9 protein-coding genes are annotated in these 13602 nt (G+C 62.5%); 7 read left to right on the forward strand and 2 right to left on the reverse strand.

The window, feature by feature from the left end:
- Positions 1 to 8: 8 nt before the first annotated feature.
- From ACOFKT_RS08445 to ACOFKT_RS08460, 4 genes are read left to right on the forward strand one after another with little or no spacing between them, the layout of a single operon-like run.
- Complete coding sequence (locus ACOFKT_RS08445) at positions 9 to 1664, forward strand: M28 family peptidase (RefSeq protein WP_419806955.1); 1656 nt, start codon at positions 9 to 11, stop codon at positions 1662 to 1664.
- Positions 1665 to 1701: 37 nt separating this feature from the next.
- On the forward strand, positions 1702 to 2229 hold the full coding sequence (locus tag ACOFKT_RS08450; protein WP_419806956.1) for a Uma2 family endonuclease: 528 nt from the start codon (positions 1702 to 1704) through the stop codon (positions 2227 to 2229).
- Positions 2230 to 2231: 2 nt separating this feature from the next.
- Positions 2232 to 3092: a pyrroline-5-carboxylate reductase gene (proC, locus tag ACOFKT_RS08455; protein ID WP_419806957.1), complete on the forward strand. Its 861-nt coding sequence runs from the start codon at positions 2232 to 2234 to the stop codon at positions 3090 to 3092.
- 2 nt (positions 3093 to 3094) lie between these two features.
- Entirely contained in the window at positions 3095 to 4093 is a 999-nt protein-coding gene (locus ACOFKT_RS08460) for a COX15/CtaA family protein (RefSeq protein WP_419806958.1), read from the forward strand.
- 138 nt (positions 4094 to 4231) lie between these two features.
- On the opposite strand, the gene ACOFKT_RS08465 is transcribed toward ACOFKT_RS08460, so the two are convergent.
- Positions 4232 to 4612, reverse strand: a complete 381-nt coding sequence (locus tag ACOFKT_RS08465) for a hypothetical protein (RefSeq protein ID WP_419806959.1) — start codon at positions 4610 to 4612, stop codon at positions 4232 to 4234.
- Positions 4613 to 4839: 227 nt separating this feature from the next.
- Here ACOFKT_RS08465 and ACOFKT_RS08470 point away from each other — a divergent pair, with 227 nt between their 5' ends.
- Together ACOFKT_RS08470 and ppk1 are read left to right on the forward strand one after the other, a co-directional pair.
- Positions 4840 to 6150, forward strand: a complete 1311-nt coding sequence (locus tag ACOFKT_RS08470) for a sugar MFS transporter (protein ID WP_419806960.1) — start codon at positions 4840 to 4842, stop codon at positions 6148 to 6150.
- A gap of 127 nt (positions 6151 to 6277) precedes the next feature.
- Positions 6278 to 8539 (forward strand): polyphosphate kinase 1, encoded by a 2262-nt coding sequence (gene ppk1 / locus ACOFKT_RS08475; RefSeq protein ID WP_419806961.1) that lies wholly within the window; start codon positions 6278 to 6280, stop codon positions 8537 to 8539.
- Between the two features lie 11 nt (positions 8540 to 8550).
- Here ppk1 and ACOFKT_RS08480 read toward each other — a convergent pair whose 3' ends face one another.
- On the reverse strand, positions 8551 to 11964 hold the full coding sequence (locus ACOFKT_RS08480) for an Ig-like domain repeat protein (protein WP_419806962.1): 3414 nt from the start codon (positions 11962 to 11964) through the stop codon (positions 8551 to 8553).
- 122 nt (positions 11965 to 12086) lie between these two features.
- On the opposite strand from ACOFKT_RS08480, the gene glmU reads away from it, so the two are divergent.
- Positions 12087 to 13514 carry a bifunctional UDP-N-acetylglucosamine diphosphorylase/glucosamine-1-phosphate N-acetyltransferase GlmU gene (gene glmU / locus ACOFKT_RS08485; protein ID WP_419806963.1) on the forward strand — a complete coding sequence of 476 codons (1428 nt, stop codon included), beginning with the start codon at positions 12087 to 12089 and terminating at the stop codon, positions 13512 to 13514.
- Positions 13515 to 13602 lie beyond the last annotated feature (88 nt).

The following is a 13602-nucleotide window of genomic DNA, read 5'->3' on the forward strand; positions in this document are numbered from 1 at the left end:
GTTTGCCCATGAAGCCGTTACTGCCGCGTCTGCTCACCGGCATTCTTGCTGCCACGCTGACACTCCCTTTGTCCGCCTTTGCCGAACTGCCGCTTGTGCCCGACCGCACCGACTGGTCGGCACCCGCAGCCGCCTGGTGGTCGCACGTGCAGTATCTTGCCGACGATAGGCTGGAGGGCCGGCGCGCCGGAACACCGGGCTATGACAAGGCTGTGGCATATGTTGAGGACCAGTTTCGGCAGGCAGGCCTGAAGCCCGCCGGCCTGAACGGCTATCAGCAACCCGTCAGTCTCACGCCCTACCAGCTCAATACCGAGAAGTCTTCCGCGCACATCCATCGTTCCACGGGTCAGGTGCAATTTGTGGTGGGCAAGCAGCTCGCCATTGCTCCGGACTCCAGGACCGACGTTACCGCGCCCCTGGTTTTCATCGGCTATGGTCTGCGCATCCCGCGCAAGCACATCGATGACTACGCCGGCGTCGATCTTAGCGGCAAGATCGCCGTCTTCTTCAACGCCCCGCCTGAGCGGCTGCAAGGTCCACAACGCGCGTACGCCCGCGGCACCGACCAGCGCTGGAAGGCTCTGCGAGGTACGGGTGCGATCGGCATGCTCGCGCTCGCGTTACCGCGCTACATCCCCGGCCAGGAAACGATGACGCCCGAGCAGATCGCCAAGGCGCAACCGCAAAGCGCTGGCGGACCTCGCGTCACCTTTGCCGATTCGCGGGTCTCGTCGCTTCCCGGTCTTCAGTTCAGCGGTAGCCTGACCAACGCTGATGCAGGCGAAAAAATGTTTGCCGGCACCGGTCACACCTACGCTGACCTGCTCGCACTGGCAAAGGCAGGCAAGCCCCTGCCATTCTTTCCCATTCCCGGCACGTTTACCGCGCACACCGACATAGAACGCTCCGCGCCGGTCAGCGCCTCCAACGTCATCGGCTTGCTGCCCGGCTCTGACTCGAAGCTGAAGAATGAATATGTCGTCGTCAGTGCACACCTCGACCATCTCGGTATCGGCCGCGAGATCAACGGCGACAACCTGTACAACGGTGCCATGGACAACGCCAGCGGCATCGCCTCGCTGATTGAGTGCGCGAAGCTGCTCGCCAGCCAATCGCATCCGAAGCGGTCCGTGCTTTTCATCGCGCTCACGGGCGAAGAGCTGGGTGAGCTCGGCTCTGAATACTTTGCAAAGCGTCCAACCGTGCCAGAGGCGCAGATCGTCGCCGACCTCAACATGGACATGTACCTGCCGCTCTTCCCCTTGCGCTTTCTTGAAGTCCAGGGCCTCGGCGAATCCACCCTCGGCAACGACGCCCGCGCCATCTGCCAGTTCAACGACGTCGAGGTCCAGTTCGATAAGCAGCCCGATGAGAACCGCTTCGTCCGCTCCGACCAGGTCAACTTCGTCAAACAGGGCATCCCCGCGCTGGCCTTCAAGTTCGGCTGGACGCCCGACTCCCCCGAAGAGAAAACTTTCAACGATTGGGTGAAAACGCGCTATCACAAGCCATCCGACGACCTGAATCAGCCCGTCGACAAAGTTGCAGCCGCACAGTTCACCCTCATTCTCGCGCAGCTCACCACCCGCGTCGCCAACGAAATCCCGCGCCCCACCTGGTACCCGGAAAGCAGCTTCAACAACCTCGCCGCCGCGCGATAGCGCGAACGGCAGCGTATCCTCATATAAGGAGTCCAGAATGGCCACTCAAACCGTACTCACGTTGATGCAAGAGTACTTGCAGACGAGTTACAGCCCAGATATGGACTTCGTCGACGGCCATCTGGAGGAGAGAAATGTGGGGGAACACGAACATGCGCGCCTGCAATGGTTGATTGCAAAGGCGTTCAGCCCGCGTGAAGACGAGTGGGATCTCGAAGGCGTGATCGAACAACGCATCCGTGTGGACGGCAGCCGTGTGCGTATTTGCGATGTGGCCCTGCTTCGTTCAGACGCTCCATTCGAGCGCGTCATAGAGACTCCGCCATTCCTCTGCATCGAAATTCTCTCGAGAGAAGACCGCCTCTCAAGAGCAAAGATTGTTCTCGAAGATTACTGGCGAATGGGTGTTAAGCATATCTGGTTACTCGATCCACACCGGGACATCGCTTACGTTTTCGACGATGCTGGTTTACATGAAGCTGAAGACGTCCTTCAGGTCCCGGGCACGGAAATGCGGCTCGACTACCATGCCCTGTTCGCTCGCTTCCAATCAGTTCATAGTTAGCTATGCAAGAAGACATCCTCACCTACGATCTCCCCACCGCCCCCGCAACCCTGCCCGGCATCACCGTCGCCGTCCTCGGCACGGGCAAGATGGGCGGCATCCTTCTACAGGCCTTCCTGAAAAATAACCTGCTGCACCCCGAGCAGATCCGCGCCACCGTTGCGCACGAAGATCGCGCGCACGCACTCTCCACGCAATACTCGGTCGAGGTCACCACCGACAACCTCGAAGCCGCACGCGCCGCCGACGTTATCCTGCTCGGCGTCAAGCCGGTCCAGGTGCCGGCGCTCATCGAACAGATCCGTCCCGCACTTACGCCGAACAAGCTACTGCTCTCCTTTGCTGCGTCTGTGAAGACTTCAGCCATCGAGCAGGCAGCCGGCATGGATCTCGGCGTCATTCGCGCCATGCCGAACACGCCGGCCATGCTCGCCGCCGGCATCACCGCGCTGTGCAGCGGACGCTTCGTCACGCCGGAACAGCTCAACATCGCGCAACGCATCTTCAGCACCGTAGGCCGCACCGTCGTCGTCGATGAGAAGCACATGGACGCCGTCACCGGCCTTTCCGGCTCCGGCCCCGCCTTCCTCTACATCATCATCGAGGCGCTTGCCGAGGCTGGCGTAAACGTCGGCCTGCCGCGCGACATCGCCACCCAACTCGCCGCGCAGACCACCTACGGCTCCGCCCGGATGGTGCTTGAAACCGGCTACCACCCCGCCCTGCTCAAGGACGCGGTCACCACCCCCGCCGGCTGCACCGTGGATGGCATCCTGGAACTGGAAAAGGGCGGCCTCCGCGTCACGCTGATCAAAGCCGTGAAGCGTGCAACCCAACGCGCACGCGAGCTCGCCGCAGGCTGACGATGGCAACACAAACGCTTCCCCTTCCGGCACGCGCATGGCTTAGCCGCACCGCCGTGCGTCGTTGGGCATGGTTCACACTCGCCGTCCTGATCGTGGTCGTTCTGGAAGGAGCGGTCGTCCGGGCCACGTCCTCCGGTGGCGGTTGCGGAAACCACTGGCCCCTCTGCAACGGCGAAGTCTTTCCGCATCACCCACGCGTCGCAACTGTCATTGAGTTCACACATCGTTCGCTCACAGGCTTCTCTTCTGTTTGCGTCTTGCTTTCGGTCATCGCCACCTTTCTGGTAACACCGCCACAGCATAGAGCGCGCCGGGCTTCGGTCTTCATGGGACTGTTTCTGATCGGGGAAGCTCTCCTGGGTGCCGTTCTGGTTAAGTTCGGCCTGGTTGAAAACAACACCTCCACGCTCCGGGTGGTGATGCAATCGGTGCACTTCACGAACACGCTGCTCCTTCTGGCCGCAACGACGCTCGTAGCGGTCTGGCTCGGCCCGGTGTTCGACGATGGAACGCCCACACCGGCTCTGCGGCGTGCCACATGGACCGCGCTTGCTGCCGTTGTGCTGACCGGGGCCACCGGTTCCCTGGCTGCTCTGGCCGACACCGTCTTCCCCTCACCCGACCTGCGGACCGCGCTCGCGGCAGACTTCGCGCAGCATTCGCCCCTGCTCATCCGCATGCGCTGGATGCATCCCGCGGCCGCGGCGCTCGCGACCGTGGCAGCCCTGCTTATGGTGCGGCAGTTGCAGCGCATCGGTCATGCGCGTGGCGCCCGCTTTCTCGCCTGGAACATCGCCGCGCAGATCGCGATCGGCATCCTTGACGTCGTGTTTCTGGCACCAATCAGTCTCCAGGTGTTGCACCTGCTCAGCGCAGACATGTTCTGGGTCGCGCTGGTCGCCACATCTGCGCGCATTCTGCCCTGGGTGATCCACGATGTCGCAGACAGCTCAGGCTTCCCCGGTCAACACGTTTCTGGCGCTTCAGTATCTCCGTAAACGGGAAAAAGCCGCTGCATCTCCGTAAACGGGAAAAAGCCGCTGCAAGGCGGCTTCTTTCCTGTATGGAACTCTTCTGAATCCGGCGAGCCAGCCAGGACCGGCTCTATAAGTCCAATCAAAGCCGGGGCGCAGGAATTACTTTGACGGGTCGTGAGGCGTCGTCGTCGGCGACTTGTCTCCGATGATCTTCTTGCCTATCTTCTTCGTATCGCGGGCAGTCACGTCAGCTGCTTTTTCCGTTCCGTGCGCCGTATCCTTCGCCACCACCTTGGTGTCGTGGCCCGCCTTGTCCGCAACGCTTTCGGTGCCGTTCTTGGTTTTTCGCGCGGCGGTCTTCGTTCCGCGCTTGCTCTTGTGATATGTCTTCTTGGTGCCCGTCGACACGGCGTGACCGGCGTCCTTCGTCGCCGCCGCGGTTTCGTGACCGGCATTCTTCGTATCCTGGGTGGCCGTCTGGGCCAGCAGTGGCGCTGCGGTCAGGGTTACAGCCAGCATGCATGCAGCAAACTTGTTCATACTATCTCCTCGCATCGGGTGCAGGGTGTTGCCCCAATGTAGATGTGCAAACCCCATCCGCAGTTGGACGTTGCGTTCGCCCACTGCACATTCGGCTGTGCACCATCCGCCCGGCTAAACCGCTTCCATGTCGCGAATCCGCTCCTGTATAGTCCGTTCATCCATCGAAGTTCAGCTTCCGGAGATCGCGAGAGGACCGCCGCAAGGCGTAACGGATAAAAAGAAATATGGCAGGTATCAGCACGGCTCCCGCGAACTACGCCGCGGCGCCTTCACAAACCTATCGCGGTGCGCTCGCAATTGTCACGACGCTGTTCTTCATGTGGGGCTTCTGCACGGTGCTGAATGACGCGCTCATTCCGCACCTGCAATCGATTTTTCAGCTTTCGTACGTTCAGGCCTCCTACGTACAACTCGCGTTCTTCAGCTCGTACTTCGTCTTCGCCATGCCTGCGGGCTGGCTCATCGAGCGCATCGGCTATCAACGCACCATGGTCGTCGGGCTTGCAGTCATGGCGTTGGGCGCTCTGCTGGTCGTGCCCGCCGCGACTACCGCGAAATACCCGCTCTTTCTAGCCGTTCAGGTCGTCATCGCCGCAGGCATCACGATCCTCCAGGTGTCCGCCAATCCGTACGTCACCATCCTGGGACCGCCGGAAACCGCATCCAGCCGCCTCAATCTGACGCAGGCATTCAATACACTGGGGGACACCGTCGCGCCATACTTCGGCAGCATGTTGATCCTGGGCCGTGCCGTGGTCGAGACTGCACCGAAAGACCCTGCAGCACTCACTGCCTATCACATCCGCCAGGCAGGAACCGTCAAGCTCCCCTACGTCGGCATCGCGGCAACGCTGATCATTCTCGGCATCGCCATCGCCCTCTTTCGCTTCCCGCGCCTGGAAGTCACACGCGACTTCCGGCCAGCCGAGGCGGGCTCGACCGGTGACAGCATCTGGAAACACCCGCACGTCTGGCTCGGAGCCATCGCGATCTTCATCTACGTGGGTGCAGAGGTTTCGGTAGGGAGCTTCTTGGCCAAATTCATTGCAAGCCCGGCAATCGGCAACATGACCCTGCAGACCGCTACAAAGATGGTCACGTTCTACTGGGCAGGCATGATGGTCGGGCGCTTTGCAGGCTCCTATGTCATGCAAAAGGTTTCTTCCAGCAGGCTGCTTGCCGCTTCCGGCGTTGGCGGCTTCCTCGTGGTCCTCGCGGCGGTCCTCACCACGGGCCACACGGCCATGTGGTTCATCCTGGCCGTCGGCTTGTTCAACTCCATCATGTTCCCCACGATCTTTACGCTGGGCGTCGCAGAGATGGGTCCGCTGACAGGCCGCGCATCCGGTCTACTGGTGCAGGGTATCGTCGGTGGCGCGCTGATCCCGGTCATGATGGGCAAGCTGGCCGACACCTACGGAATCCATCTCGCACTCATACTTCCGTGCCTCTGCTACCTGTTCGTTATCTACTATGGTTTCAGCGGGTTCCGCATCAAGATGGGCGAGAAGCAGTCCGAACTTCGCCCGGTCTAATTTAATCAGCCCGGGCTGCCTTTCGACGGTCAGTTCGCGCCAACCCAATCAAAATCAACAACGAGCGATGCGCCCCACGGCCAAGGGCGCATCGCTCGTTCACACGGGTACGCTACCCTAAACCTGCATGGCACGACGCAAGACCCAGCCCGAAGCGTCCGACACGCCCCGGCCGGAACACCACTTCTTCAACCGCGATGAGAGCTGGCTGCGCTTTAATGCTCGCGTTCTGGAAGAAGCCGCCGATGCGACCAATCCGCTGCTGGAGCGCGTCCGCTTTCTCTCCATCACCGCATCCAACCTCGACGAGTTCGTCGAAGTGCGGGTTGCGTCCATTCTTCAGCGCATTGAAGACGGCTTTACCACGCCGGCAAGCCAGGACGACGACGGCCTGACCGAGCAGGAGCGCCTCAACACGCTTGCCGACCAGATGCACCAGTTTGTCCACGCGCAATACGACTGCTGGACACGCGACCTGATGCCCGCTTTGGCCGCGCAGAAGATCGAAGTTCTGCGCTGGGCCGAGCTCAATGCTTCCTCACGGAACGCCGCAGAAGAATACTACCGCAACGAAGTCGACCCACTGCTCACGCCCGTCACCATCGACCCGTCGCACCCCTTTCCGCGCGTCCTGAACAAGGCACTCTGCCTCGCGCTTCTGCTGCGGCGCAAGCGCGGCAAGACCAACAGCCTGGGCGTGCTTACCGTTCCACGCTCGCTGAGCCGCATGGTGCCGCTGCCCGCGCCGCCGTCCACCTTTCGCTTTGTTCCGCTGCACGAAGTGATTGAGGCCCACGCCCCACGGCTCTTTCCGGGCTATCAGATCCTCAGCTGTTCCCCCTTCCGTGTCACGCGCAACAGCAATCTTTACCTGCAGGATGAAGAGTCGCGATCGTTGCTGGAAAGCGTGCGCGAAGAGTTGCACAATCGCCGCAAGGGAGACGTTGTTCGCCTGGAAATCGAGTCCGGTGCGGACGAATCGATGCTGGATCAGCTTCGCATCAACTTCGACCTGGACCGCTGGCAGATCTTCCGCACCGATGGCCAGGTCAACCTGACCCGCATCGCCGATTTGTACTCCGCGGCAAACCGGCCCGACCTGAAATTTTCGAAATTCCAGGGCCGCGAAGAACCACTCGACCGCGACGGCTCCGGCAACCCGGTCAACATCTTCGATACATTGCGCAATCGCGACCTGCTGCTGCATCACCCTTTTGACAGCTACAACACGGTCGAAAAATTCATGGAAGCAGGCGCCCACGATCCACTGGTCGTCAGCATCAAGCAGACACTGTACCGCACCTCGTCGAACTCGCCGCTGTTTCGGGCGCTGCTGGAAGCGGCCCTCACCACCGACGTGACCGTGGTTGTCGAGCTGATGGCCCGATTCGACGAGGACTCCAACATTCGCTGGGCGCGAAGCCTGGAGGACGCGGGCGTGCAGGTCTACCACGGCCTGATCGGTCACAAGACCCACGCCAAGCTCGCCTTGCTCGTTCGTCGTGACCCGGACGGCATCATTCGCCGCTACGCGCACCTCGGCACCGGCAACTACAACTCGGTCACCGCCCGCTTCTACACCGACATCAGCTTTCTCACCGCGAACCCCGACATCACCGCTGCGGTCTCGCGCGTCTTCAATTACCTCACCGCGCAAACGGAGCAGCAGAGCTATCGACCGCTGTTGGTCTCGCCCATCACCCTTGCGCAGGATCTGCTTGGCCTGATCGCGCGTGAGGCCGAGCACGCGCGCCAGGGCCGCCCCGCGCGCATCATCGCGAAGATGAATGCGCTGCTCGACGGCAACTCGGTGCGCGCGCTATACGATGCCTCGCAGGCCGGGGTCGAAATCGACCTGATCGTGCGGGGCATGTGTTCGCTCCGTCCGGGCGTACGCGGCCTGAGCGAGCGCATCCGCGTGCGTTCCATCGTCGGCCGCTTCCTGGAGCACAGCCGCATCTTCTTCTTCGCGAACGGCAGCAAGGTCAGCGCCGGCAGTCCCGGCGACACCAGCGAAGTTTACTGTGGCTCCGCGGACTGGATGCCTCGTAACCTTTACGAGCGATGCGAAGCCGTGTTCCCGGTCACCGCTGATCCCCTGCGCAGCCGCCTGCGTAATGAAATCCTGGAAACCTATCTGCAGGACAACGTGAAGGCGCGGCTATTGCAGCCCTCCGGTGAGTACATCCATGTTCCCCCCGGTGAACCGCGCATTGAAGCGCAAGCCCGCTTTATGGATCTGGCGAACGGCTCCGCCGAGGTGCCGCCGCTTGCCCCCGAACCGGCATCTGTTCCAGCGCGGAAAGAGAAACCGAAACAGCCCGCCGCCAGGAAAGCAACTACTCCTAAACAGCTAAAAGCCGCGGGCAGGAAGTCACCAGCCCGCTAACACGCAGCGCGCTACTGCACCGTAACGGGATACGTATAGGTGTGCCGCAGTGTGCCGTCACCGGATGCAGCCGTGATGGTTAGCAGCTGCGTACCCAACGGCGTACCGGTGGTTGTCCCGCCGCTACCCGCGCCCGTGGTCGATCCACTGCCGTTCAGGTTGTTCGTGGAATCGACTGTGCCCAGCCCACACCCGCTCGCGGCCAATGTGACGCAGCACGCCAGCAGAAGCACTGCTCCGAAACGCCGGGTCCGTGCAAACGGCATCAGCAGCAGCGCCGCTAGCGTCGCGCCTGCTTCCGTCAGCAGCGGTGTACGCGACGCGCGGACGATCTTGCCGCTCTGCGCCGTCGCCGTTACGGTCAAACCGGCGGAGCTGCCCGCCGTCAGCGTGGGCGACTGGAACGTGCACTGGATCTGGCTGCCTCCCGGCGGCACGCACGTCAGCACGACCGGTGCGCTGAACCCGTTCAAAACCGTCATGCTGGCAATAGCGCTGCCACTGCCGCCGTTGCGAATGCTCAGACTTGCCGGATTGAAGACAATGCTGAAATCCCCAAAGTTCACAACAGCCGTAGCCGACGTCGCCGCTAGAAAAATTCCGTCCCCGCTGTACACCGCCGAAAAGCTGTGTGGCCCAGCGCTCGACCCGTAAACATTGATCGCGGCGAGCGCCGTATTCGGGCCACTTGCACTCAGCACTGCTGTGCCGACTGTCACCTGCACACCGCCGCGCGTGTCATAGAACGTCACCGTGCCGGTAGGCACACCCAGAATGCCGGCATCGGCTCCGGTCAGGGTCGCCGTCAGTTGAATCGTCTGCCCCGCGTTCGCGTACCCGGCGCTCGGCTGCACCGTAATTGCTGTCGCGACCCGCGCCGGAGCCACGACCAGCGCGCCAGAGGTGCTGCCGTAACATTGCGTGTCACCGCCGTAAACCGCCGTCAGCGAATCGCTTCCCGGTACGAGCTTTCCTGCCACCGTCACGGTCCCGCCGCTCAACGTTCCATTCGCCACAAATGCGCCATTCGACAAAAGCGTGACCTGGCCTGTGCAGGTCACCGACGGTGCGATCGCCAGAAAAGCAGCAGGGAAGTTCGGTGTAACCGTTGCGGTCAGCATCGTGTTCTGTCCAGCGAGCGGCAATGCCGGCGTCAAACTCAACACGGTTGTCGTCGATACCTTGCCCAGCGCCACCGCAACTGTTCCCGCGCTGGAAACGCTTGTCGCATAGTTCGCATCGCCACTGTAGGTCGCGGTAATCGAGTGCGTCCCTACCTGTAGCGCCGCGGCGTAGGTGACAAAGCCGTTTCCCAGTGTTGCGGTTCCGATGACGCCCTGCAGGTTCGAACGATACGTAATCGTGCCTGTCGGCGCCCCAGCGGCGTAGCTTCCCGGCGTTACGCTCGCGGTCAGCGACGACAGCGAACCAAAGTTGAGTGACGACGGACTCGCCGCAAGCGTTGTCGTGGTCGAAATCAGCGGCGCACTGACCACCACTGCCGCCGAGCTCGCCGCGTCGTAATTCGTGTCCCCGGCATACGCCGCGACCAGACTGTTGCTCGCACCACCCAGCGAAACGGTGTACGTACCTGCGCCCTTGTTCAGCGTGACCATCGCAATCTGCACTCCATTGTTCTGGATAGCAACCGCGCCCGTCGGTGCGACCGCCGTGCTTCCGCTTGGCGCCACGACAGAAACGGCAAGGTCATATTTCTGGGTAGCCGAGTTCGCGACCGTCACCTCCGGCGTACTGGTCAGGGTCACAGTCGGAGTCGCCGTCGTCACCACAGCCGCCAGGCTCGCCGGTTGTGTACACGCGAAGCTTCCGTTACTGGTACAGCTTGCCTGCAACGTGAGCTTGCCCAGTGTCGTGGCGGGCACGTTCACCACCGTACTCGCAGTGTTTGTGCTGCTGCTTGGCAGCGTCCCCGTGTACGTGGTCGGAATCGCGGAAGCGAACGCAGTCACCGTAACCGCCCCGCTCGGCACACCCACGCCGCTGGACGAGGTCGCAGTGATGGTCACCGGAATCATGCCGCCGAATGCCGTGGCCGGAGCCGTCGCGCTAAGGGCCACGTTCTCCGGCGATACCGTGGTTGTCACGACGTTGCTGGTACCTGCTGCAAAGGTGCTGTCTCCGCTGTACGTGCCGGAAACGTCGTACACATCGCCGGGCAGCGTGCTGGTGGCAAAAGCTGCCACGCCGCTTTCGTTCAGTGCTGTGGGTCCAAGCGTCACCACGCCGCCGCTTCGCCCCTTCAGCGTCGCGGTCACGGTGCCCGAGGGAGTCCCACCGGTTCCGGTCACGGTGTACGCCAGGCTCAGGCTCGTTCCATGCGTGACCGTGGTGTTCGACGCGGCCAGCGCCACGTTCACACCCGTCGTACCGGTTGCCAGCGCTTTCAGCAGCGCGGTTACGTTCACTGCTCCCAAGCCATCCGCCGCCGTCCATGAACCGTCCGCCGCCGCAGCGTCCGCATGGGTAAATACCCCGTGGCCTGTCGCAAGACGATACAACTGTGGCGCCAAGGCACCGACGCGTCCATGCTGGGCCGCAAAAGCATTCAGCGCCTGCACCAGCGTGGCGGCATCGCCAAGCAGCGCGTCCGGCACCATGCGCTGACCATTTGCCGGCAAACCGGGCGCAGCCTGCCAGTCTGGCCGGCTCGTCGACGCATCATTCGCCTGGGCCGCTCCGGCAGCGGATGCCAACACCGCCGCGCTCGCCCGATCACCGTCCAACCCACCGCCGTTCACCTGCAAGACGGTGATCCCCTGCGCGGCGGCCTCCTCCAGCAAGTCGTGCCAGGTGTCCGCCGTGGTATCTGCCACGGTCGACGGCACCACCACCGCCGCCTCTGTGTTCGCGTCAATTGCGTTCGCCAGCATCGTGGCCGCGTCCGCGCCACCGGCTGGCAGGCGGAGTCTGTACGCCGTGACCGCCTGGGGAAGCACCGCGCTAAATCCCGGTTGCACCGAAAGTTCTGACGTGTCTCCGGCGACCCTCACCTGCAGCGCAACACCGAACGCACGCTGCACCTGCGCCGTACTCCCGCTGAACAGAATGCGCATGCCGTTCCGCGCGGTCCCGGTCACCTGCAATCCCTGCTGCTGCAGCCAGCTTTCCGCCTTTAGCCGGGTGCTTGCATCCGGCGCAAAGCGATCCGCAAACTGCTCCGGCGTCAGCCATCTCCGGTATTCGGCGGTGCCCGGCGTCCGCTGCGCCTGCAGCAGCTCCAGCAGATCTGCCTGCTGCGCATCGCTTCGCTTCAGCTCCAGCCCAACACCGCTCAGCGGCTGTGAGTCTGGAAGCGCCGTCTGCGCCTGCAGCCTGAAGGCCGACAAAACGGCGAGCATCACAAACGCAATGCCGCAGGCGACAGAGATGACCCTGCGGGGAACACGGTCGGCAACAGGCTGCATAGATGCCAACCAGTGTGTGACAGTTCCGGTACACGCGCAATGGTTCGGATGTGGGATAGGAATGCTGCTCACACGCTCCTACCCGGTATGGCCTAGCGGGAGCAAGCAGCTACTCTAGGTGCATGGACGCACTCGGAATCGTCGTCATGGCCGCGGGTAAGGGTACCCGCCTGAAAAGCAGCCGGCCCAAAGTTCTGCACGCCGTCGGTGGCAAGCTCCTGCTGCAGCACGTCATCGACGCCGCCCTGCAGCTTGTGCCGGCCTCCGCGATGCAAGTCGTCATCGGCCATCAGGCTGACCTGGTCCGCGAAGCCATGGCAAACACGGGAGTCCATTTTGTACTGCAAGCCCAGCAACTTGGAACCGGCCATGCGCTCCAGTGCGTCAAGCAGGCATACCTGGCCGCAGGCGCAATACCGCCTGAAAACCTGATCGTCCTCTCCGGCGACGTTCCATTGATCCGTCCTGAAACGATCGACCGCCTGTGGCAGACCCACACCCGCGAGTCTGCGGCCATGACGATTCTGACCGCCGTGCCAGAGAACCCCTCCGGCTACGGCCGGGTGCTTCGGAAGTCGCCGAGTTCGGCGGAAGTTCGCGCCATCGTCGAACAGAAGTCCCTCACGCCCGAGCAGCTGGCCCATCCCGATCAGCTTCGCGAGATCAATAGCGGCATCTATGCTTTCCGCACCGAAACGCTTTTTCGCAGCCTGGACGCGCTTACCAACACCAACAGCGCCGGGGAGTTCTACCTGACGGACGTCGCCGCCCTTCTCACCGAGGCAGGAGAACGCGTGGTCGCTGTTGCCGCCGACTCGGTGGACGAGGTGCTCGGTGCCAACACCATCGCTGAAATGATGCACCTGGACGCGGCCCTGCGCCGCGCCACCGCCGACCGCCTGATGGCCGCTGGCGTCACCATCTTCCGGCCGGACACCGTGGTGATCGACAGCACCGTGGCGGTCGGTCCCGACACCGTGTTGGAACCCTATGTCCAACTGCTGGGCAACACCCGCATCGGCTCCCATTGCCGTGTCCGCTCGTACAGCACGCTCGAAAACAGCACAGTCGGCGACGGTGTCTTGATCCGGAACGGCTGCATTCTGGACAGCGCAGAGGTGGCCGCCAACGCCGTGCTCGGACCCTACGCCCACCTGCGCCCGCAGAGCCGCATCGGCGAAGGCGCGCACGTCGGCAACTTCGTCGAGACCAAGAAAGCGGTGCTGGGTGCAGGCTCGAAAGCCAATCACCTCAGCTATTTAGGAGACGCGGAGATCGGTGCGGGCGTCAACATCGGTGCCGGTGTGATCACCTGCAACTACGACGGCGCGAACAAACACGTGACCCGCGTCGGCGATCGCAGCTTCATCGGTTCTGACAGCACGCTGGTCGCGCCACTCTCGGTAGAGCCGGACAGCTATGTCGCCGCCGGCAGTTGCATCACGGAAAACGTGCCAAGCGGCGCCCTGGCCCTGGGCAGATCCCGCCAGGTCAACAAGCCCGGTTGGGCGCAGCGATTGAAAGCAAAACAAAAGGAGGCCAAAGCCTAAACGGCGCTTCACTCCGCTCGCCCGTGCCCGCCAGTAGCTTCTATGAAGTTTGGAATATTTTTGCACTTTTCTGTAGACCGGAGAAACT

It is taken from the genome of Terriglobus sp. (genome assembly GCF_965201105.1).
GTDB lineage: Bacteria > Acidobacteriota > Terriglobia > Terriglobales > Acidobacteriaceae > Terriglobus.